A 20683-nucleotide genomic window follows, 5' to 3' on the forward strand; every position below is an offset into this window, starting at 1 on the left:
CGATTTTTTATTGCGGCATGCGTTGACGATGCGAAATTTTCTGTCTATCACTTCGCCCCATGAAAATTGCAGTAGCTCTTATCGTGGTGGGAAAGCGCATGGGCAGGATGGTGTAACCATCCGGCGATAGCCACCCATGCGCTAGATGACAGGCTCCCTCAGGGGCCTTTTTTTATGCCCGAAATTCGGGCTTCCGGACCACAGAACTCAAATCCCAGCAGTCAAAACGGAAAAGAAACATGACGGGCACGGACAATCAGGCAGCAGGCAATCGGATGACGGGAGCGGAGATCGTCCTCCAGGCGCTGAAGGACAACGGCGTCGAGCATATCTTCGGCTATCCGGGTGGCGCAGTGCTGCCGATCTACGACGAGATCTTCCAGCAGGACGAGATCAAGCACATTCTCGTCCGCCATGAGCAGGGCGCCGGCCATGCGGCCGAAGGCTATGCCCGCTCAACCGGCAAGGTCGGTGTCTTGCTTGTTACTTCCGGTCCGGGTGCGACGAATGCCGTCACGCCGCTGCAGGACGCCTTGATGGATTCGATCCCGCTCGTCTGCCTCACCGGCCAGGTTCCGACCTCGCTGATCGGTTCGGATGCCTTCCAGGAGGCCGATACGGTCGGCATCACGCGCCCTTGCACCAAGCACAACTGGCTGGTCAAGGACGTCAACGATCTCGCGGCGATTATTCACGAAGCCTTCCGCATCGCGCAGTCGGGCCGCCCGGGTCCCGTTCTCGTCGACATTCCGAAGGACGTCCAGTTTGCCACCGGTACTTATACGCCGCCGGCGGCCCATGCGATCCAGAAGAGCTACCAGCCGAAGATCCAGGGTGATCTCAACCAGATCCATGCGGCGGTCGAGATGATGGCGAGTGCACGGCGTCCGATCATCTACACCGGCGGCGGCGTCATCAACTCCGGCCCCGAGGCGACCAAGCTTCTGCGCGAGTTGGTCGAGCTGACGGATTTCCCGATCACCTCGACGCTGATGGGCCTTGGCGCCTATCCGGCATCAGGCAAGAACTGGCTGAAGATGCTCGGCATGCACGGCTCCTACGAGGCGAACATGGCGATGCATGACTGCGACGTTATGGTCTGTATCGGCGCCCGCTTCGACGACCGCATTACCGGCCGCATCACTGCCTTCTCACCGAACTCGAAGAAGATCCATATCGACATCGACCCGTCCTCTATCAACAAGAACGTTCGCGTCGATCTTGGCATTCGCGGCGATGTTGGAAGCGTTCTGGAAGACATGGTCCGCTTGTGGCGGGCTCTGCCGAAGAAGCCGGAGAAGAGCCAGATCGCCGATTGGTGGGCCGATATCACGCGCTGGCGGGCGCGCAACTCCTTCGCCTATACCAAGAACACCGATGTCATTATGCCGCAATATGCGCTGGAGCGCCTCTATGCGCTGACCAAGGATCGCGACACCTACATCACGACCGAAGTCGGCCAACACCAGATGTGGGCAGCGCAGTTCTATGGATTCGAGAAGCCGAACCGCTGGATGACTTCGGGCGGCCTCGGCACCATGGGCTACGGCCTGCCGGCAGCGCTCGGCGTGCAGATCGCGCATCCGGAAAGCCTCGTCATCGACATTGCCGGCGACGCCTCGATCCAGATGTGCATCCAGGAAATGTCGACGGCGATCCAGTACGAAGCGCCGATCAAGATCTTCATCATGAACAACCAGTACATGGGCATGGTTCGCCAGTGGCAGCAACTGCTGCACGGCAATCGCCTGTCGAACTCCTATACGGAAGCGATGCCCGACTTCGTCAAGCTCGCCGAAGCCTACGGCGCCGTTGGCCTGCGTTGCGACAAGCCTGACGATCTGGACGGCGCAATCCAGGAAATGATCGACGTGAAGAAGCCGGTCATTTTCGATTGCCGTGTCGCCAATCTCGCCAATTGCTTCCCGATGATCCCGTCGGGCAAGGCTCACAACGAAATGCTGCTGCCGGACGAAGCCACGGACGAGGCGGTCGCCAATGCGATCGACGCCAAGGGCCGTCAGCTCGTTTGATATCAAGGTAGAGGAAACCCAAGACCATGAACGCACACCTTCAGCCGACGGGCTCTGCCTACTTCATCTCGCCCGAGACGGCGGCGGTCGAAAGCCATACGCTTTCGGTCCTCGTCGACAACGAGCCGGGCGTCCTTGCCCGCGTCATCGGCCTGTTCTCTGGCCGCGGCTACAACATCGAGAGCCTGACCGTCTCCGAAACCGAGCACCAGGCGCATCTGTCGCGCATTACCATCGTGACGCGCGGCACGCCCCATGTCCTCGAACAGATCAAGGCTCAACTTGAGCGCATCGTTCCTGTTCATCGGGTGGTCGATCTGACGGTACGCGCCCGCGAACTCGGCCAGGAGCGTCCGATCGAGCGCGAAGTGGCGCTCGTCAAGGTCATCGGCACGGGCGAGACCCGGGCCGAGACGCTCCGGCTCGCGGATGCCTTCCATGCGAAAGTGGTCGATGCCACGGTCGATCACTTCATCCTGGAGATCACCGGCAAGTCCTCGAAGATCGACCAGTTCGTCTCGATCATGAAGCCGCTCGGCCTCATCGAGGTCTGCCGCACCGGTATTGCCGCGATGAACCGCGGCCAGCAGGGGATGTAAGCCAATACAAGTACCGGACGCCAGGGCGCCCGGTACTTCTCCCATTCCGGCAATCAGGTGACAATCCGAGCGATCTATTCGGCGGCGACCAAGGCGATATCGGATCCTGCATTCGCCTGAAGGACCTTGGCGCGGACAGGCTCGAGCGCCGCAAGGACCTGTTGGCGTAGCCAGACGTGCCCGGCGTTGCGGTCGGACGAGGTGTGCCATCCAAGCGAGATGTCATAGGGCGGGATGTCCACCGGTCCTGGGCTGATGGCGAGGCCGAACACCGGCGCCCAGGCACGGGCGAAGCTTGCTGGCACGGCGGCAAGTACGTGCGTATCCCGAACCAGGATCGGCAGCGTGAAGAGGTGCGGCGTCGTCACTGCTGCGCGTCGTTTCAATCCACGCTCAGCTAGCACTTCATCCACAAGGCGGCAGCGGCCGTCCTTGCTGACGATCACGGCCTGCGGGGTCGCGAGAAACGTCTCGAGGTCGATCATGCCGGAGCGGCCGGTTGTCTCGGGATTGCTGAGGATGACATAACGCTCGGACCAGAGCTTGCGGCGTTTATGGAGTTCGTTGCCGGTTTCCACCTTGCCGATCGCGAGGTCGATCTCGCCGCTGTCCAGTAGATCCGCGGGATAATCCTGGTCGAGCGACCGTATCACGAAATTGACGTGTGGCGCCTGCTCGCGAACGGAAGCGAGAAGTGGCGGCATCAACAGGCTTTCGAGATAGTCGGTCATTCCGAGCGTGAAGGTTCGCTCGTCCGTTGCCGGGTCGAATTGCTCCGGCTCGATCAGGCGGGACTGGATCGTGCACAGGATGCTACTGACGGTCTCCGCGAGTTCCTGCGCCCGTGGCGTCGGTTCGATCCCACGCGCCGAGCGAACAAACAGTTCATCCGATAGAAGCGCGCGCAGGCGGCCGAGATTGTGGCTCAAGGCGGATTGGGATGTGCCGATACGCTGCGCCGCCCGCGTGACGTTGCGCTCGCTCATCAGGGCATCAAAGGCAACCAGCAGGTTCAGGTCGAACTTCAATATATGAGCGTGATCGATCGACATCATGATTTCCATCTGTTGGATTTCTGAATGCGGCAGAGATATCTGTTTGGTCGATGATAATCAACCGAATTGAGGAATAGCGCTCATGAAGTCTCTCTTTGAAGTCTACGACCTTCGCGGCCAGAAGCTTCGCAACCGTGTCGTCATGGCTCCGATGACCCGGGCCAGGGCGAAGGACGGTATCGCCGACGAGCAGACCGCCCAGTATTATCGCCAGCGCGCCGGCGCCGGTCTGATCGTTTCCGAGGGAACGCCGATCTCGCAAGAGGGAACGGGTTTCGCCTTTATCCCCGGCATCTGGTCGGACGATCAGGTTCGCGGCTGGCAGGGCGTGACGAAGGCCGTGCACGAGGAAGGCGGGAAGATCTTTGCGCAGATCTGGCACGTCGGCCGCATGTCGCATACCTCTCTTCAGCCGGCTGGCGGCCAGCCGGTCAGTTCCAGCGCCAAGCCGGCGCGCGACGATAAGAGCACGGCCTACGCGTTCAACGACGAAGGTGTTGCCGGTTTCGTCGAAGCCAGTGTGCCTCGACCGCTCGGGACTGACGACGTCGCAAGGGTCGTAAACGACTTTGCGAATGCTGCGGCCAATGCCGTTGCCGCCGGATTTGACGGCGTCGAGATCCACGGTGCCAACGGTTATCTCCTGGAGCAGTTTCTCAATCCTCTGATCAACGACCGCACCGACCGATATGGCGCAGGCAATGTCGAAGACAGGACGCGCTTCGTGCTGGAGATTGTCGACGCGGTGGTGGCGCGGATTGGTGCCGAGAAGGTCGGTATCCGGCTTTCGCCGTTCGGCGAGCTGTTCGACATGCCGCACCATCCTTTGATCGAGGAAACCTACCTGCATCTTGCGACTGCGCTTGCTGAACGCAAACTTGCCTATGTGCATCTGAAGGATCAGGGGCCTGCCAGCGCTCCGGCTCTTTCGAGGGATTTTCTGCGCAAGTTCCGCGAGAGCTATTCGGGCACGCTTATTCTTGCCGGTTCTCTCGACAAGCGCCGTGCAGAGCAGTTCCTGCAGGACGGCCTTATTGATCTCGCCGCTTTCGGTCAGCCGTTCATCGCAAATCCCGATCTGGTCGAGCGACTGCGGCGGGACCTGCCGTTGGCGACGCCGAACCGTGAGACGTACTACGGCGGTGGCGCCGAAGGGTACACTGATTATCCGGTATATGAGGGTAGCCCCGACATAAAAGCCGCCTGATCGCGGCCCTTGCCGGCACTTCCTTGACCAGTGCCAACCCGCGCCATCAAAATCCGCTGAAGATCAGAGCATCTCCAGCGGCCTTTTTCTTGCCGGAGGCGGGAAAGCGGCATCGAGCGCCGCCCAGTCCTCGTCGGTAATGTCGAGCGAGACTGCGTCCCGGTTTTCGGCGGCGCGGGCAGCGTTCGACGTTTTCGGGATGACGATCACGCCGTCGCGTTCCAGCAGGAAGGCAAGTGCCACCTGCGCCGGCGTTGCCTGATAGGCCTTGGCGACGCGGATCAGTTCCGGATGATGCAGAATGCGCCCCTGTTCGATCGGTGAATAGGCCATGATCGGGATCCGACGTTCCTGACACCAGGGCAGCAGATCATATTCAACGCCTCGGCGTGACAGGTTGTAGAGAACCTGGTTGGCTGCGACGTTCCCTCCGGCGGGAACGGTCAGCAGTTCCTCCATGTCGTCAGCATCGAAGTTGGAAACACCCCAGGCGCCGATCTTGCCGGATGCTTTCAGTTCCTCGAAAGCCTGGACGGTAGCAGCGAGCGGATGGTCGCCGCGCCAGTGAAGCAGATAGAGATCGATCCGATCCGTGCCGAGACGCGATAGGCTGCGTTCGCAGGCTGCGATCGTTCCCGTCCGGCTGGCGTTCCAGGGATACACCTTGCTGACGAGAAACACCTCATCCCGTCGGCCCCGGATCGCCTCGCCAACGATCTTCTCCGCGCCGCCGTCGGCATACATTTCCGCGGTATCGATCAGCGTCATCCCGAGATCGAGGCCTGCGCGCAGGCTTTCGATCTCGCTCCTGGCCTCGGAAGATCTCTCTCCCATGTTCCAGGTGCCCTGGCCGATGGCTGGAACCTCTGCACCATTGGGAAAGCTGATGGTTGGGATGGCGTCGTCTCGCATGATGGTCGTTCCGGTTTTCGAAGAAGATTGGAAGGCGCGCCAATCTTTCAACCAATCGTGTCACCATGACAATGATAGCATGGAGCGGTGGATTTAGGTCAGTTAGGTTGACCTAAATCGAAAAGTCCCGCCGGACCAACCGCGGGCCTCCGGGAGGTCTCATGCCGCTGGATACATTTCTGGCACTCGTCTTGTTTGCCTTTACCACATCGATAACGCCTGGCCCCAACAACATGATGCTCTTCGCATCCGGCGTGAATTTCGGTTTCCGCCGCACCGTTCCGCATATGCTGGGGATCGGGGCAGGGTTCTTCTCGCTGCTGATCGGCGTGGGACTCGGGCTTGGGGCGCTGCTGCATGCGATGCCGGCGCTCTATGTCGCGCTTAAATTTGCCGGTGGCGCCTATCTTGCCTGGATCGCCTGGAAAATTGCGACGTCGCGATCTCTGGGCGAAGGCAAGAGCGGTGTTGAGCCGATGTCGTTCCTGTCGGCGGCAGCCTTCCAGTGGGTCAACCCGAAGGCATGGGTCATGGCCGTTACCGCGATGGCGACCTACACGATCCCGAATATCTACTTTGCGAGCGTCCTGATCGTTGGCTTCGCCTTCGCGCTGGTCAACCTGCCGAGCGTGTCGACCTGGGCGGGGTTCGGCTCGGCGCTGCGTGATTGGTTGTCGGATCCCGTCCGGCTCAAATGGTTCAACATCACCATGGCCGTGTTGTTGGTGCTCAGCCTTTGGCCGATGCTGAAATAGAGGTTGCGGCAGGCTTCGACGACATCCTGAGTGGGGCTTGGCGCTCCGGCTACAAGCGCTTAAAGATAAGCCGCCCATTGGCGGAGGATTATCTCGTGCACGACGACGATCACCATCACGACCACGACCATGACCACGACAACCGCTATACCGACATGCAGGCGCGGGTGAGGGCGCTGGAGACGGTTCTGACGGAGAAGGGACTGATCGATCCGGCGGCGATCGACGCGATCGTCGAGACCTACGAGACCAAGGTCGGCCCACGAAACGGTGCGCGCGTCGTCGCCAGGGCCTGGGGAGATCCGGCATACGCGGAGTGGCTGAGGCGCGACGCGACCGCGGCGATCGCCAGCCTCGGCTATACCGGGCGTCAGGGCGAGCACATGCGCGCGGTGTTCAACACGGACGAGACGCACAATCTCGTCGTCTGTACGCTTTGCTCCTGTTACCCCTGGTCGGTGCTCGGCCTGCCGCCCGTGTGGTACAAGGCGCCCGCCTACCGTTCGCGGGCAGTTATCGATCCGCGCGGGGTGCTGGCCGAATTCGGTGTGACCTTGCCCGAAGATAAGAAGATCCGCGTGTGGGATTCGACGGCGGAACTCCGCTATCTGGTCATTGCGGAGCGACCGGCGGGCACGGATGGATGGAGCGAGGAGCAGCTTGCAGATCTCGTCAGTCGCGATGCGATGATCGGAACGGGATTGGCTGCCGCGCCAGGAGATGCGTCATGAACGGCCCGCACGACCTTGGCGGTCAGATGGGTTTCGGCCCTGTCGCGCCCGAAAGGAACGAGCCGTATTTCCATGCGGAGTGGGAGAAGCGTGCGCTCGGCCTTACGCTTTCCAGCGGCGCCTTCGGCGCCTGGAATATCGACGAGAGCCGGCATACGCGCGAAAGCATTCCACCGGCGAGTTATCTTGGCGCGAGCTACTACGAGATCTGGACGCGGGCGCTGGAGGTGCTGCTGCGGCGCCATGGCTTCGTGACGGCCGAGGAGATCAATGCCGGTCACAAGCAAATGGATGGCGCGACGCCGAAGCGTGTCCTGAAGGCCGACATGGTGGCAGGCGTGCTCGCCAAGGGTGGTCCCTGCGACCGACCGGCGGCGACGCCGCCACGCTTCTCCGTGGGGGACAGTGTTCGAACCAGGAATTTCAATCCGACGACACATACGCGGCTGCCGCGCTATGCACGCTCAAAATTGGGCGTGGTAGAAGCTGTTCAAGGCTCCTTCGTCTTCCCCGACGACAACGCCCATGGGAAGGGCGAGAACCCACAATGGGTCTATACGGTCGTGTTCGACGGCTGCGAAATCTGGGGTGAGGGAGCGGATCCGACGCTCTGCGTCTCGATCGATGCCTGGGAGAGCTATCTTGAGCCAGTGTGAGACGCGGTCGCCGCTGGCGCAATCGCCGCAGCTGCCGAAATCGCCCGATGGAGAGCCGGTCTTTCCTGAGCCATGGGCTGCGGAAGCCTTCGCGATAACAGTGCATCTGCACGAACGGGGCCTGTTTACGTGGAACGAATGGGCTGAGACGCTATCACGGGAATTGCACAAGCCCGGCCGCGCCGAAGACGGCAGTGACTATTTCGATTGCTGGGTGGCGGCGCTTTCGGCAATTCTCGTCAAACTCGGCGTCGCTGACGCCGACATGATCCTCGATCTGCAGAAGAGTTGGCAGCGGGCGGCGGAGGCGACGCCGCACGGCAAGCCGATCGAGCTTGCCAACGACCCGCTGCGCTGAGGCTTACGACGGAAACTGCCTGTAGCATTCCTCGGCGACTTTTCTCAGCACACCGCGCGGAATCTCGCCGGTAACGGCGTAGCCGAGTTCGCCGTCGATCCAGTAGAAGGTTTCGACATTGCCCGATGACGCGAATCGGAAACTGGTCGACCTGTTATCAGCCTTGCGCCCGACGAGGACCGTCAGTCGTTCGCCGGCCTGATCCTCGTACATGAACATTGCACCCGGCCTGCCCTCGACGGGCAACAGTCGCCCGCCGACCAGCTTGAAGCCGAGTTCCTGCAGGTTCGGAACCCGCAAGTTTTGAATGGCAAGCCGCTTGCCGAGCCAGGTCGCCAGATGGGCTTCCTCATTGGCAAAGACCTCGACGGGATGGCGGACTTCATCGGCATAAACCAGGAAGGCGTTGCGGGCTTCGTTGGGCAGGGTTTCGAGTTCCGTCAGTTGCAGATCCGGCTTTTGAAACAGTGCTGGGCCGTAGTGGCCGCTAAAGGCTCCCAGGCCGAAAGCCGCTATGATCGCAGCCACTGCCGCCAGGCGCTTCGGCCAGTTTGCTGGACGTCTCCGGCCAGTGACGAGCGCTATGTCGACGTCCGTGGATTTTCCATAGTCCGCGAAAAGCGATCGGATCTCGGCATTTTGCGCGGACCATTCCGCCACTCTGGCTGCATCGCCCGGATTGTCAGTGAGCCACGCCTCGATGCGTGCGCGGGCCTGCTCGGGAAGCTGCCCGTCGGCATAGGCGTGAAGATCCGCTTCGGTCACGGTCTGGTTGATCTCGTTCATTTCGGTCTCCGAAGCGTAATGACATTGTCTGCCTTCATGCGCTCTCCCATCCGTTGGCGTGCGCGTGACAGGCGCGACATAACCGTGCCGATCGGGATGTCGAGTGCGGTCGCAACCTCCTGATAGGTATAGCCTTCGATGACAATCAACATCAGCACAGCGCGGTTTTCTTCCGAAAGGCTGTTTAATGCATCCTCCAGCCGCGATCGCTCGAGCGGATCGGGAGCGGGATCGACGGATACGATGTCCTCGGCGCCATCGAGTTCCACGAACGGCGCGCGACGCGTCTGCCGACGGCTGTTGCGATAGAGGTTCGTCATGATCGTCAGCACCCAGCCGCGCAGGTTCAGCCCCCGCCATTGTCCGTGACGGGCGAGCACCTTCTCGACGCAATCCTGCAGCAAGTCTTCCCCGTCTGCATCGGAGCGGGTGAGGCTCCGCGAGTAACGCCTGAGCGAGGGAAGGAGGGCCAGGATCTGGCCCTCGAACGTGTCGTGACCTGGTGCCTTCACGTCGCTTCGCTCACTGTTTGACGAGATCCCAATTGCCGCCGACACCGTCACCGGTGATATCGCCCATCTTCTTGTCCTTCACCCAGAAATAAAGCGGCATGCCGTCCTTGGCCCACTGCTTGGTGCCGTCTTTCCGTTCGACAATCGAATATGCACCCTCCGGCTTCGCGTCGCTAGCGGCCTTCAGCGGCGGCCAGTTCTTGGCGCAATCGTCGTAGCAATTGGAAACACCCATCTTATCCTTCTTGAAGGTATAGAGGGTCATGCCGTTTTCGCCGGCAAGAACCTCGCCCTTGGTGGACTTTACGGCCTTGACGGGCGGGGCCGCAAATGCGGACGTTGCGGCGGCGGATGCAATGGCAAAGGCGATCAGCATCTTTGCGGATTTCATGGGCTCTCTCCTCACGTGTAGGGCACGCTTGATTGCGTTGCCTGACATGAGACACCATCGATGCCGGTTTTATTCCCTTTCGATTGCCCGCTTGCGCGGATTTCAGGGTTGCCTATGTCAGGCGAATCCTGCCAAGTCGATCCACGATGCAATTTGCTCCGCAACAAGATGAAGCCCTCAGGGCCGTTTCCCAATGGCTGAAGGAAGGGCGGACACCGCTTTTCCGTCTGTTCGGCTATGCCGGTACGGGCAAGACGACGCTTGCGCGGCATTTCGCGGAGCACGTGGACGGTGACGTACTGTTTGCCGCATTTACCGGCAAGGCGGCCCAGGTGCTGCGGTCGCGCGGGGCCAGCAACGCGAAGACCATCCACTCGTTGATCTATCGTCCGCGCGGTGAGGAGGCTGTCGAGGACGAGGAGACGGGCAAGACTTCCATTGCGCCGATGTTTTCCATCAACCGCCAGAGCCCAGTCGCGAAGGCTGCGCTGATCGTGGTCGACGAGTGCTCGATGGTGGACGAGGCTTTGGGCCGCGACCTGATGAGCTTCGGCACACCGATCCTGGTGCTTGGAGATCCGGGGCAGCTGCCTCCGGTGTCGGGCGGCGGCTTCTTCACCAATCAGGAACCGGACTATCTGCTGACGGACATTCACCGCCAAGCGCGCGATAATCCGATCATCCAGCTTGCAATGCAGGTGCGTGAGGGCAACGAAGTCAGCTACGGAGACTACGGTACCGCGCGGGTCATTTCCAAGGGCGAGGTGAACCAGTCGCTGGTCCTCGATGCCGATCAGGTGCTCGTCGGCACCAATCGCACGCGACGCCGATACAATCAGCGTCTTCGCGAGCTGAAGGGCTTTGCGACCGAATACCCGCAAACCGGCGACAAGCTGGTCTGCCTGCGCAACGATCCGGCAAAGGGCTTGCTCAACGGCTCGCTTTGGCAGGTGATGACGTCGTCCAAGGAGACGACGAAGCCTGGCATCAACTTGCTGATCCGGCCCGAAGATGACGACATGGACCGCGGCGCGGCCAAGATCAAACTGCTGAAGCAGGCTTTCGAGGATGATGTCGAGGGTGAGATTCCCTGGAACACGCGCAAGCGCTACGACGAATTCGACTACGGCTATGCACTGACGGTCCACAAGGCACAGGGCTCGCAGTGGAACAACGTCGTGCTGTTCGATGAAAGCTGGGCCTTCCGCGATACACGCGAACGGTGGCTTTACACAGCGATCACGCGCGCGGCGGAAACCCTGACGATCGTGCGCTAGGCGATTTTCCTGGGCGTCAGACCTGGACGACGCCAAGCATGACGGCCTTGGCTATGGCCTGAAAACGATTGTTGGCGTGGAATTTCTGGATGATGCCGGCCTCAAGTGACTGTGCATCGTCATTTCGAAGGTCGAGGGTGCGCGCAATACGCTGCGTGGAAAGCCCTGCCGCCATCAGCGCCAGGCACCGCAACTCCTGATCCGTGAGCATCGAGCCTGTCTGATTGTCGTTGAGAGGCTGCTCCTCGGTTGCCTCCCTATCGAGCAGGTCGCTCACCTGCTGCATCTGCCGATGCAATGTGGATATTTCCGCGCTCAGTTCGCGTTTGCGGGTCACGAGCGCGTTACGAAACAGAGCCTCGGCAGCCTCCTGCGAGTCGGCTTCTATGAGGTCGCTCATCAAATCCTGGATCACAGCAACCGCCATTCCAGCCTCGCGGCAGGCATTGATGACAGCCATGCGCATCACGTCGCCCGGTTCATAGACACGCATCAAACCGATTCGGCTGGCCGAAATCAGTCCTTTCTCCTCATAGAAATGCAGGGTTCGATGGGTGACGCCAAAGGCATTGGCCATGTCGGCGATCGGAACTCGTCCGCGGGGCAAATCTGCGGGGGGGAGTGCCGCGGAAGGAAGAAAACGGTGCCGCAGTCGTGCTTGTGTCGCGAGGTCTGACGTGAAACCCTGCTTGTAACCTTCTGCCATGGTCCCTCCCATTGTGCTCATTGTGCGTCTGCAAATTGCAAAAAGGGTGCGGTTGAGTGGGGTTCCCTCTTGATCGTTCCTGTTCAGGCATCGAAGCAACTGGCGGTGTTTGCTTCGATATCGTGAGCTTACGTTACTCGTGATTGATGTATTTTGTTAGTATCAAAATTAGTGACTTTTAATTTACAGCGGAATACGGCTGGAAACTTGCCCCAGGTGAGGTGTTTCTCGTGAGAAATCAGCGCTGGAGAAACGCTTGATTGTTTAAAGCGCGAAGAACAAACCAGATCTACTTTCAGCCGCCGCGTTGACGGACCAAACGCTCGCGTCATCACAGATTCACATGCATCCATGTACGAATCTCGTTGGCCGATGCCGGTTCGTTGGCTTAGAAACGATCATCCTTCGCTTCAGTGGAATCCCGCCATGCAGACTACGCTTTCCGTCAATCTCAATGCCGTCGCGATGCTGCGCAACCGCCGCGATCTTCCATGGCCGAGTGTAGAGGGGTTGGGGCGGATTGCGCTGCAATCCGGCGCGAGCGGATTGACGGTCCATCCGCGACCCGACCAAAGACACATCCGTTTCTCGGACCTGCCCATCATCCGCAATCTGATCGATGACGAATTTCCAAACGCCGAATTCAATATCGAGGGCTATCCCACCGAGGAGTTTCTCGATCTCTGCGTTGGGGTGGCACCCGAGCAGGTCACGCTGGTTCCGGACGACCCCTCACAGGCGACCTCTGATCATGGCTGGGATTTCCGCAAGCACCGCGATTTCCTGACTGATGTCATTGCGCGGCTGAAGAAGATGGGCACGCGCGTATCGCTGTTCGCCGATGGCGATGGGGACGCCGAGGCCGTCGCGATTGCCAAGACGGTTGGTGCTGACCGGATCGAGCTTTATACGGGGCCATATGGCGGCTGCTACGATGCGCCTGAACGGGTAGGGCCAATCCTCGAGGCGCTAGGTAAGACAGCGGACGCGGCGCTGGCGATCGGCTTGGGCGTCAATGCGGGGCACGATCTGACGGTGGCGAATTTGCCACCGCTCGTAAAGCGCATTCCGAAACTCGCGGAAGTGTCCATCGGGCACGGGCTGACGGCGGACGCGCTGGAATTCGGCATGGCCGAAACGGTTCGGCGGTTCTGCCGCGCATGCGGCCAGAAGATTTGAGAACTGCATGAGTGAGCCCGCTCCGGTGGTGCGAAGCGGGCTTTATCGACCGACTCAGGCCGTGAGGGCGGTCTTGTGTGCGACGAAGAAGCCCTTGAGCGTTTGAGGCTTGTTGCCAGTCAGCGTCTCGTAATCCGCCGTTACCAGATCAAAGTTGCCGGCGCGGATGTTGGCGTCGGCTGAGACCAGCATGTCCGCGACGAAATCGGGAAGACCCGCGCCGCGAATGCCTTGGCCAAGCTGCTCATCCGTGACGCTGACGGCCTTCAACGGCCTTCCAACCGCATCGGAGAGGACCGCGGCTATCTGGTCGGCGCTCAGCGATTCGGCTCCGGTCAGCGTATAGGTCGCGCTTTCATCGCTGCCGGAGGCAAGGGACGCTGCGATTGCCCGCGCGCAGTCTTCGCGCGAGATGTTCGCAACCTTGCCGCCGTCGCTGCTCGTGTACCAGTTTCCCGACTGGAGGTTGTGCGGCATGCCATGGAGATAGTTGTCCATGTACCAGGCATTCCGAAAGATCGTGTAGGGGATGTCAGTGGCCTTCATGGCATTCTCGGTGCCCAGATGATCGGGTGCAAAGGTCACCAGAGATTTGTCGGGCGAGGGCATCGAGGTGTAGGCGATGTGCTTTACGCCTGCCTTGACGGCTGCATCCACTGCCGCCTTGTGCTGCTTGAGACGCTGGCTGGGAACGGCGAGTGCGTCGGTGCTGATGATCAGCAACCGATCGACGCCCTTGAAGGCAGATTCCAGCGAGGCGGTGTTGTCGAAATCGGCCTTTCGGGTGATGACACCCTTGGCGGCGAGATCTGCGAGCTTGGCCGGATCGCGCGTCGCGGCGATGATATTTGCCGCTGGAACCTTTTCGGTCTCAAGCAGGTGATGGATGATCCGCTGGCCGAGTTGGCCGGCCGCACCCGTGATGAGAATGGTCTCGCTCATGTGTCTTTCCTCTAGGTTTGCTGTTGGTCTCAAAAAGAGAGTAGCTCTAGATTAGGAATTGACTGCGCGCTGTAAAGAAGGCAGTTTTTTGGCTCTACGTTACCAAAAGGGAACCAAGAATGAGTGGCGCTGTCGTCAACCTGAAGAACAAGGCCCCCGGCATTCGTCGAGACGTCGGTCTCAGCAACCTCGACTTCAACAATTGCCCGGTCCGGGACATGATGCAGCAGATTGGCGGCAAGTGGTCGACACTGATGCTCGAGGCGCTGTCGCAACGTCCGTATCGCTTCGGCGAATTACGGCGGATGATTCCAGATATCTCGCAGCGCATGCTGACACAGACCCTAAGGGATCTGCAGCGTGACGGTTACATCGAGCGGGAAGTGTTTCCTACGAAACCGCCGAGCGTCGAGTACCGGATGACTGATCTCGGCCGCTCGCTTTACAGCACGCTCGCCTTGCTACTGAACTGGGCGGAGGCAAACCATGACGCGGTTCGCGCCGCCCGGCTCCGATTCGATTCAGCCAGCCTCTGAGACTGCCTGCCGGTCGCGGCCTTCAGTCAGGAACAGAAGGAACGCAAAGGCTGGGAAGCAGAAGCCGATCCACGCGGTCATCGTCCAGCCGCCGGTCGCGTAGGCCCAGCCGCCCACGGCGGATCCGATCGCACCGCCCGTAAAGAACGTCGCCATGTAGAGACCGTTCAGGCGGCTGCGATGCTCGGCGCTGATCGCGTAGACGGCGCGCTGGCCGCAGACCAGATTGGTGGTTACGCCGAAATCAAGCAGGATTGCTGCAGCGGTCAGCAAAAGCAGCGCCGTCAGCGACCCATCGGTGGCGAACTGACTGATGAGAAAGGCCGACATTCCAAGCAGCATCGCCAGCGTCGAAGCAGCCTTCGTCAGTCCACGGTCGGCGAGCCGTCCAGCGATTGGCGACGCAATGGCGCCGGCGGCACCGGCCAGCGCGAACAAGGCGATGCCATTCTGCGTCAGCCCGAACTCAGGGCCTGCAAGCAGCAGGGGCGTCGTGGTCCAGAATAGGCTGAACGCACCGAACATCCCGGCCTGGTAGAGCGCGCGACGCTGAAGAATGCGCGAATGGAGGGCGATATCCGCCATCGAGGCGAGCAGTCTGCCGTAGCTCAGTCTGGTGTGGGGAACACGGACCGGAAGGTTGGCTCTCAGGATGACAACGAGCGCGATCATGAGCGCCGCGGTCACGAAGTAGACCATGTGCCAGGAGGTTGCTTCGGCAACGAAGCTGGCGAAGGGCCGGGCCAGCATGATGCCACAGAGAAGGCCGCTCATGACGTTGCCGACGACGCGACCGCGCGTTGCGTCCGGCGCCATATGGGCGGCAAAGGGGACAAGTACCTGGACGGCAACCGATGCAAGGCCGATGCAGAGCGATGCCAGAAGAAACATCATCGGTGTCGAGGACAGTGCCGCGCCGACCAAAGCGACCGCAGAGATGGCGATGAGCGTCAGCACAAGTCTGCGGTTTTCCAGGAGATCGCCGAGCGGAACGATCAGCAGAAGGCCGAGGCCGTAGCCGATTTGCGTCAGGGTGACGATCAGGCCGGTTGCCGCCGGTGTGAAGCCGAGGGATACGCTGATCGGGCCGGCGAGCGGCTGGCCGTAATAGAGATTGGCCGCGACCAGTCCACAGGCGGCCGCAAAAAGAAACGTCATTAAAGGCGAGATCGTCTGCGGCGCGACGGTTTCCCGCGTGGTATTCGAAAGGCTCATAATAGGCTCCGGTGGGGCTCGGATGATCAAAAAGCTTGTGCGTTGAGGCGGGTCGATCGCAACCCGATTCACGCCAGGAGCTTCATTGCAGTCTCGGCGACAGCGACCATTTCTTCCTCGCTGCGTCCCGTCTTGCCAACCACCCGCATTCCCTTGGTAACGCAAAGCAGGGTACGGGCGGTGGCCGCGGCGTCAATCTCGTCGGCGATCGAGCCATCGCTTTGGCCGAGGCGGAGGAGATCGCCGATCAGCGCCTCATTGGCTGCAAACGCAGCTGCCACACGGTCTGCAGCCTCTGCGTCGAAAAGTGCCAGGTCGTTCGCACTGCTGACGACAAGACAGCCGCACCGACCGGAGGCGCCATGCGAGGAGAGCGCATAATGGGCCAAGACTTCGCGGATTTTCTCACGGCCGGTTGCGGCCTTCGCCATGCGTGCGTCCAGAAGGCTGCGACGAACAGCGCGGTATCGGTCGAAGGCTGCGAGGAATATGCCGCGCTTGTCCTTGAAGGCCTTGTAGACGCTGCCGGAGGCAAGGCCCATGGCTTCGGTAAGTTCGCTGATCGACGCGGCATGATAGCCGCGCTCGGAAAATACCTGCAGCGCCTTGTCGAGTGCCGCGTCGCGATCGAATTCGCGCGGTCTGCCGCGTGTCCGGGTCGTTTCAATAAGGGTCGCCGTGGTCATGGCTGACCTAATTAGGAAATGATCGTTTCCAAATCAAGCGAAACTTTTGCACGCAGCAAATCAGAGATCGAGAACCCAGGTTTGACCGTTTTCCTCGGGCCCGAACATCCGGTGTCTCTCTTCGGAGACAAGGCGGAAGCCGGCCTTCAAATATATGCCGCGCGCGGCATGCAGGATGTCGTTCGTCCATAGCAATAACTGTCGATACCGCTTTGCCCGGGCAAAGCGAATGCACTCGCCGACCAGCATCTTGCCGAGTCCGAGGCCGCGCGCCGCCTTGTCCACATAGAGCAGGCGAAGCTTCGCAACGCCATCGCCACCATTGGTGACAAGGATCGAGCCGATGTTGATGCCTCCACGCTCGGCAATCCAGCAACACTCCTTCGACGGATCGAAATTCGCCAGGAACTTGCCGGCGACCTCTGCAACGAGGCCCTCGAAGCGCATGTCCCAGCCGTATTCCTCGGCGTAAGCCTTGCCCTGGCTTTGGACGATCCAGCCGATGTCGCCGGGCCGGTGTGCGCGGATGATCAAGGGCGGGGGCGCGGCCTCGGGATCCAATAGCCCCCGAATAGCGGTCATCGCGGCCACGACGCTTTGCGGTTCGCCGTCGACGAGGTTAGCGAAGCGCTCTGCTATTTGAGTGTTGGAGCGACGGCCAAGTTCCTCGAATTGAATGTGTCCCTTGGTGGTGACAGAGATGATTTGACTGCGAAGGTCGTCGGGATCGGCCGTTGTTTCGATCAGGCCATTGGAGCGGAAGCGTTTGAGAATTCTGCTGAGATAGGCGGGGTCGAGTTGCAGGTCGCGTGCCAACGCGACCGCGGTGACGCCCTTGCGCGAGCCGATCTCGAAAAGGACGCGCGCGTCCGTCAGCGTGAAATCGGTGTCTAGGTAGGCCCGGTTCAGGACCCCCAGGAAGTTTGTGTAAAAGCGATTGAAGTCGCGGGCAGCGTCGATCAAGCCAGAATCGGACATGGACAAAACCTCCTGATAGGAGATTTTGTCCTGCTTTTATTTGACGTAGTCAACTAATTTGTTGACTTAGGCAGCGGCGATCACGCGGGCTTGTTCGTCGCCAAGTGCGAACTCGACAGCGGCTCGAGCATGGATCTCGGTTGTGTCGAAGCCGGGCAGGGGCAGATGTTTCGGGTCAAGGATGAGGCAGATTTCCGTGCAACCAAGAATGATGCTGTCCGCGCCCTTGGCGCGCTCGCGTTCGATCATCTGCATGAGCTTATCGCGTGAGCTATCGAGCACCTTGCCGGCGCAGAGCTCATTGAAGATGATATCATGGACGGACGTGCGGTCGGCGGCCTCGGGAACCACGACGTTAACGCCCAGGCTCTTCATGCGGTTGGCATAGAAACCGTGTTCCATGGTGTATCGTGTGGCGAGCAGCAGCGGGCGCTTGCGCCCGGCTGCCTTCAGAGACTTCGCGGTCTCGTCGATGATGTGGATCAGCGGCACGGAGATGCGGGAGGCGACCTGATCGGCAATCAGATGCATTGTGTTCGTGCAGATCAGCATGCAGCGGGCGCCGGCGATCTGCAGGTGCAGAGCCACGTCGCCGAGACGGCTTGCTGCAGAGTCCCAGTCACCCGCCTTTTGCATAGAGACGATCTCGTCGAAATTGACGGAATGCATCAGGAGGTCAGCCGAGGTGAGCCCGCCGCGGCGCTCGCGTACCATTTCATTGATCAGGCGATAGTAGACCGCCGAGCTTTCGAAGCTCATTCCGCCAATTAGTCCGATTGTCTGCATTTTTGTTATGCTCCCGTCTGGAATTTCGTAGTGGCGAGATCATGCATCGAACCTCGCGCAAATGGTTTGCTTTCTTTGTCTCAAACTCTTCATTGGCGCGGCATTTTTGCGTATAATCTCCAAATTACGCAAACTGCAGCCGTGAAATTTCCGAAGCACCATGCTTGATGACCGCGATCGACGAATCCTAGAATATTTGCAGACCGATGCGGGCATTTCGGTGACGGAGCTTGCTGAAAGGGTCGCACTATCGGTCTCTGCCTGTTCTCGCCGCATCCAACGGCTGGAGGAGAGCGGCCATATCGCGCGGCGGATTGTGGTGCTTGACCGTGAGAAAATGGGCGTGCCGACGACGGTATTTGCGCTGATCAAGACGGCACACCATGCCGACGAGTGGATCGAGGCGTTTCGCCGGGCGATCAGCAGCATACCGGAGATCGTCGAGGCGCATCGGCTTACCGGCAACCACGACTATATTCTGAAGATCGTGCTCCCACGCGTCGAGCACTACGACGTGATCTATAAGCAGATCGTCCGCAAGATCGAACTCTTCGATGTGTCCGCGTCCATATCGATGGAATTGCTGAAAAGCGGGACATCGATCCCTGTTGCCTATGCAGACTGAGTGACCCCGACACCAAATTGAGCATTCGTGACCACCGCCTAGAGCAGGCGAGCTATGCCCAAACAGTGATTGAAAGCCGGGCGCGACCAACGACATTGGCTATAGCGAAGTGGCACGGAAAGGCAGCTCATGAGCGAACACCATGTTGTGGTTGTCGGCGGCGGCTTCGGCGGCCTGCAGTTGGTCAACGATCTAAAGGGTGCGGGCATCCGGATCACGATGATTGACCGGCGCAATCATCATCTCTTCCAACCGCTCCTTTACCAGGTGGCGACGACAATCCTTTCCACCTCTGAGATCGCCTGGCCCATTCGCCATCTCTATAGCGACCGCCAAGACGTGACGACGTTGCTGGGCGAAGTCGTCGGTGTCGATACTGACGTAAAGGAAGTTTCTTTACGCGACGGCACTACGTTGCGTTATGACACGCTCGTCCTCGCCACGGGAGCAACGCACGCCTATTTCGGGCGAGACGACTGGGAGGCGGTGGCCCCCGGTCTGAAGACGCTGGAGGATGCAACGACGATCCGCCGGCGCATGTTGCTCGCATTCGAGCGGGCGGAGACCGAGACCAATCCTGCCGTGCGCGACGCATTGTTGACCTTCACTCTCGTCGGCGCCGGGCCGACGGGGGTCGAGCTTGCCGGGATCATCGCCGAGCTTGCACGCAAGACCCTGCCGCGCGAATTCCGCAATATCGATACGCGCAAGACACGGGTCGTGCTGGTCGAGGCGGGGCCGCGCGTGCTTCCGACCTTTGCCGAGGAGCTTTCCGACTATGCCAGCAAAGCCCTCCAGGAACTCGGCGTCGAGCTGCATATCGGCGAGCGTGTCCTGGAGTGCACGGCAGACGGTGTCGAGACGAGCGAGGAGTTCATTCCGAGCCGCACGATCGTCTGGGCTGCAGGCGTACAGGCATCGCCCGCAGCCAAGTGGCTCGATGTTCCGGCCGATCGAGCAGGGCGCGTCGTCGTCGAGAAGGATTTGACGGCACCGGAGCATCCGGATGTCTTTGTTGTCGGGGACACGGCTTCCGTCATTCGGGAAAGTGGCGCTCCCGTCCCGGGGATCGCGCCTGCGGCCAAACAACAAGGCGCTTATGTCGCAAAGGTCATCCGCGCGCGTCTTGCGGGAAACCCTGCGCCCGCACCGTTCCGCTATCGCCATCAGGGCAGTCTTGCGACGATCGGTCGAAGCGCGGCCATCATCGATTTCGGTCGGATCAAGCTGAAAGGCTGGATCGCCTGGTGGATATGGGGCATCGCCCATATCTACTTCCTGATCGGGACGCGTTCGCGTTTTGCCGTGGCTTGGAGTTGGCTCTGGATTTACCTGAGCGGCCAGCACAGCGCGCGGTTGATCACCCAGAAGGAAACGATGCGCGACGATAGCAGCGCATAGAAAGGGCGGCTCAAGGCCGCCCTCAGACTGCTGACAAACCCGTCGATATTTTCGGCGGGTTTGTTTTTTGGACGTTGGTTGTTTTAGTTGGGTTCTGAGGCGGGGCGAAGTTGGCGGCCTCTGGCCCTCATGCCATGGCTGGTCTGGGTGGCTTGGTGAGCGCCATGGCGATCTTCTTGATGTTTTGGGCGGCCGCAGCCAGCAGGCACTGGCATGCGACGCGGGTGAGACTTCGAAAGCGGGCATAGCGATGCCCGTGAAGCTGCTTGGCATCGGCAAACGAGCGCTCGACCGTCTCCTTGCGGCGCTTATAGATTGCCTTGCCCCAAGGGGTCAGGCGGTTGGCGTCGGTGCGCT

Annotated in this window: 24 protein-coding genes; 12 read left to right on the forward strand and 12 right to left on the reverse strand. The window is 60.4% G+C overall.

The window, feature by feature from the left end; all coding sequences use genetic code 11:
* The first annotated feature begins 239 nt into the window (after positions 1 to 239).
* Both RHIBUN_RS0128130 and ilvN read left to right on the forward strand, forming a co-directional pair.
* The gene (locus RHIBUN_RS0128130) at positions 240 to 2033 is read left to right on the forward strand and encodes an acetolactate synthase 3 large subunit (RefSeq protein ID WP_025662147.1); all 1794 of its coding nucleotides are present in this window, start codon (positions 240 to 242) and stop codon (positions 2031 to 2033) included.
* A 26-nt stretch (positions 2034 to 2059) separates the two neighbouring features.
* Complete coding sequence (gene ilvN / locus RHIBUN_RS0128135; protein WP_018858672.1) at positions 2060 to 2632, forward strand: acetolactate synthase small subunit; 573 nt, start codon at positions 2060 to 2062, stop codon at positions 2630 to 2632.
* A gap of 74 nt (positions 2633 to 2706) precedes the next feature.
* Here the strand turns inward: ilvN and RHIBUN_RS0128140 are convergent, their stop codons facing one another.
* A complete protein-coding gene (locus tag RHIBUN_RS0128140) occupies positions 2707 to 3696 on the reverse strand; it encodes a LysR family transcriptional regulator (RefSeq protein WP_245271743.1) in 990 nt (329 codons plus the stop codon).
* A gap of 73 nt (positions 3697 to 3769) precedes the next feature.
* Between RHIBUN_RS0128140 and RHIBUN_RS0128145 the strand changes: the two genes are divergently transcribed.
* Positions 3770 to 4894, forward strand: a complete 1125-nt coding sequence (locus RHIBUN_RS0128145; protein ID WP_025662149.1) for an alkene reductase — start codon at positions 3770 to 3772, stop codon at positions 4892 to 4894.
* A 63-nt stretch (positions 4895 to 4957) separates the two neighbouring features.
* On the opposite strand, the gene RHIBUN_RS0128150 is transcribed toward RHIBUN_RS0128145, so the two are convergent.
* The gene (locus tag RHIBUN_RS0128150; RefSeq protein ID WP_025662150.1) at positions 4958 to 5806 is read right to left on the reverse strand and encodes an aldo/keto reductase; all 849 of its coding nucleotides are present in this window, start codon (positions 5804 to 5806) and stop codon (positions 4958 to 4960) included.
* Positions 5807 to 5967: 161 nt separating this feature from the next.
* Between RHIBUN_RS0128150 and RHIBUN_RS0128155 the strand changes: the two genes are divergently transcribed.
* From RHIBUN_RS0128155 to RHIBUN_RS0128170, 4 genes are all read left to right on the forward strand, one after another.
* The gene (locus RHIBUN_RS0128155) at positions 5968 to 6561 is read left to right on the forward strand and encodes a LysE family translocator (protein ID WP_025662151.1); all 594 of its coding nucleotides are present in this window, start codon (positions 5968 to 5970) and stop codon (positions 6559 to 6561) included.
* Between the two features lie 95 nt (positions 6562 to 6656).
* On the forward strand, positions 6657 to 7292 hold the full coding sequence (gene nthA, locus RHIBUN_RS0128160) for a nitrile hydratase subunit alpha (protein ID WP_025662152.1): 636 nt from the start codon (positions 6657 to 6659) through the stop codon (positions 7290 to 7292).
* Entirely contained in the window at positions 7289 to 7948 is a 660-nt protein-coding gene (gene nthB, locus RHIBUN_RS0128165) for a nitrile hydratase subunit beta (RefSeq protein ID WP_025662153.1), read from the forward strand. Before nthA ends, nthB begins: the two co-directional genes overlap by 4 nt.
* On the forward strand, positions 7935 to 8306 hold the full coding sequence (locus RHIBUN_RS0128170; protein WP_025662154.1) for a nitrile hydratase accessory protein: 372 nt from the start codon (positions 7935 to 7937) through the stop codon (positions 8304 to 8306). Before nthB ends, RHIBUN_RS0128170 begins: the two co-directional genes overlap by 14 nt.
* Positions 8307 to 8309: 3 nt before the next feature.
* On the opposite strand, the gene RHIBUN_RS0128175 is transcribed toward RHIBUN_RS0128170, so the two are convergent.
* Genes RHIBUN_RS0128175 through RHIBUN_RS0128185 form a run of 3 tightly spaced genes read right to left on the reverse strand, consistent with a single transcriptional unit; the run spans position 8310 to position 9995 of the window.
* Positions 8310 to 9092 carry an anti-sigma factor gene (locus RHIBUN_RS0128175; RefSeq protein ID WP_025662155.1) on the reverse strand — a complete coding sequence of 261 codons (783 nt, stop codon included), beginning with the start codon at positions 9090 to 9092 and terminating at the stop codon, positions 8310 to 8312.
* Positions 9089 to 9604, reverse strand: coding sequence for an RNA polymerase sigma factor (locus tag RHIBUN_RS0128180; RefSeq protein WP_025662156.1), 516 nt, complete (start codon positions 9602 to 9604; stop codon positions 9089 to 9091). The genes RHIBUN_RS0128175 and RHIBUN_RS0128180 overlap by 4 nt, the downstream gene beginning before the upstream one ends.
* A 10-nt stretch (positions 9605 to 9614) precedes the next feature.
* The gene (locus RHIBUN_RS0128185; protein WP_025662157.1) at positions 9615 to 9995 is read right to left on the reverse strand and encodes a hypothetical protein; all 381 of its coding nucleotides are present in this window, start codon (positions 9993 to 9995) and stop codon (positions 9615 to 9617) included.
* Positions 9996 to 10141: 146 nt separating this feature from the next.
* On the opposite strand from RHIBUN_RS0128185, the gene RHIBUN_RS0128190 reads away from it, so the two are divergent.
* Positions 10142 to 11272, forward strand: coding sequence for an ATP-dependent RecD-like DNA helicase (locus tag RHIBUN_RS0128190; protein WP_025662158.1), 1131 nt, complete (start codon positions 10142 to 10144; stop codon positions 11270 to 11272).
* A 16-nt stretch (positions 11273 to 11288) separates the two neighbouring features.
* On the opposite strand, the gene RHIBUN_RS0128195 is transcribed toward RHIBUN_RS0128190, so the two are convergent.
* Positions 11289 to 11978, reverse strand: coding sequence for a MerR family transcriptional regulator (locus RHIBUN_RS0128195; protein WP_025662159.1), 690 nt, complete (start codon positions 11976 to 11978; stop codon positions 11289 to 11291).
* Between the two features lie 426 nt (positions 11979 to 12404).
* Between RHIBUN_RS0128195 and RHIBUN_RS0128200 the strand changes: the two genes are divergently transcribed.
* The gene (locus tag RHIBUN_RS0128200) at positions 12405 to 13157 is read left to right on the forward strand and encodes a pyridoxine 5'-phosphate synthase (RefSeq protein ID WP_025662160.1); all 753 of its coding nucleotides are present in this window, start codon (positions 12405 to 12407) and stop codon (positions 13155 to 13157) included.
* Positions 13158 to 13211: 54 nt separating this feature from the next.
* On the opposite strand, the gene RHIBUN_RS0128205 is transcribed toward RHIBUN_RS0128200, so the two are convergent.
* Complete coding sequence (locus tag RHIBUN_RS0128205) at positions 13212 to 14099, reverse strand: SDR family oxidoreductase (protein ID WP_025662161.1); 888 nt, start codon at positions 14097 to 14099, stop codon at positions 13212 to 13214.
* A gap of 119 nt (positions 14100 to 14218) precedes the next feature.
* On the opposite strand from RHIBUN_RS0128205, the gene RHIBUN_RS0128210 reads away from it, so the two are divergent.
* Positions 14219 to 14635 carry a helix-turn-helix domain-containing protein gene (locus RHIBUN_RS0128210; protein WP_025662162.1) on the forward strand — a complete coding sequence of 139 codons (417 nt, stop codon included), beginning with the start codon at positions 14219 to 14221 and terminating at the stop codon, positions 14633 to 14635.
* Here the strand turns inward: RHIBUN_RS0128210 and RHIBUN_RS0128215 are convergent.
* The 4 genes from RHIBUN_RS0128215 to RHIBUN_RS0128230 all read right to left on the reverse strand — a co-directional run bounded on the left by RHIBUN_RS0128215 (position 14621) and on the right by RHIBUN_RS0128230 (position 18300).
* Complete coding sequence (locus RHIBUN_RS0128215; protein WP_025662163.1) at positions 14621 to 15850, reverse strand: MFS transporter; 1230 nt, start codon at positions 15848 to 15850, stop codon at positions 14621 to 14623. The two genes, RHIBUN_RS0128210 and RHIBUN_RS0128215, sit on opposite strands and share 15 nt — an antisense overlap.
* 68 nt (positions 15851 to 15918) lie before the next feature.
* On the reverse strand, positions 15919 to 16536 hold the full coding sequence (locus RHIBUN_RS0128220) for a TetR/AcrR family transcriptional regulator (RefSeq protein ID WP_025662164.1): 618 nt from the start codon (positions 16534 to 16536) through the stop codon (positions 15919 to 15921).
* Positions 16537 to 16596: 60 nt separating this feature from the next.
* Positions 16597 to 17514 carry a helix-turn-helix domain-containing GNAT family N-acetyltransferase gene (locus tag RHIBUN_RS0128225; protein WP_025662165.1) on the reverse strand — a complete coding sequence of 306 codons (918 nt, stop codon included), beginning with the start codon at positions 17512 to 17514 and terminating at the stop codon, positions 16597 to 16599.
* 66 nt (positions 17515 to 17580) lie between these two features.
* A complete protein-coding gene (locus RHIBUN_RS0128230; protein ID WP_025662166.1) occupies positions 17581 to 18300 on the reverse strand; it encodes an aspartate/glutamate racemase family protein in 720 nt (239 codons plus the stop codon).
* A 160-nt stretch (positions 18301 to 18460) separates the two neighbouring features.
* Between RHIBUN_RS0128230 and RHIBUN_RS0128235 the strand changes: the two genes are divergently transcribed.
* Positions 18461 to 18925, forward strand: coding sequence for an Lrp/AsnC family transcriptional regulator (locus RHIBUN_RS0128235; protein WP_018858652.1), 465 nt, complete (start codon positions 18461 to 18463; stop codon positions 18923 to 18925).
* Positions 18926 to 19054: 129 nt separating this feature from the next.
* On the forward strand, positions 19055 to 20326 hold the full coding sequence (locus tag RHIBUN_RS0128240) for an NAD(P)/FAD-dependent oxidoreductase (RefSeq protein ID WP_025662167.1): 1272 nt from the start codon (positions 19055 to 19057) through the stop codon (positions 20324 to 20326).
* Between the two features lie 127 nt (positions 20327 to 20453).
* Here the strand turns inward: RHIBUN_RS0128240 and RHIBUN_RS34160 are convergent.
* The coding region (locus RHIBUN_RS34160; protein WP_025658812.1) for a transposase at positions 20454 to 20683 on the reverse strand (230 nt) is incomplete at its 5' end.

It is taken from the genome of Rhizobium sp. IBUN (assembly GCF_000510625.1).
GTDB lineage: Bacteria > Pseudomonadota > Alphaproteobacteria > Rhizobiales > Rhizobiaceae > Rhizobium > Rhizobium altiplani.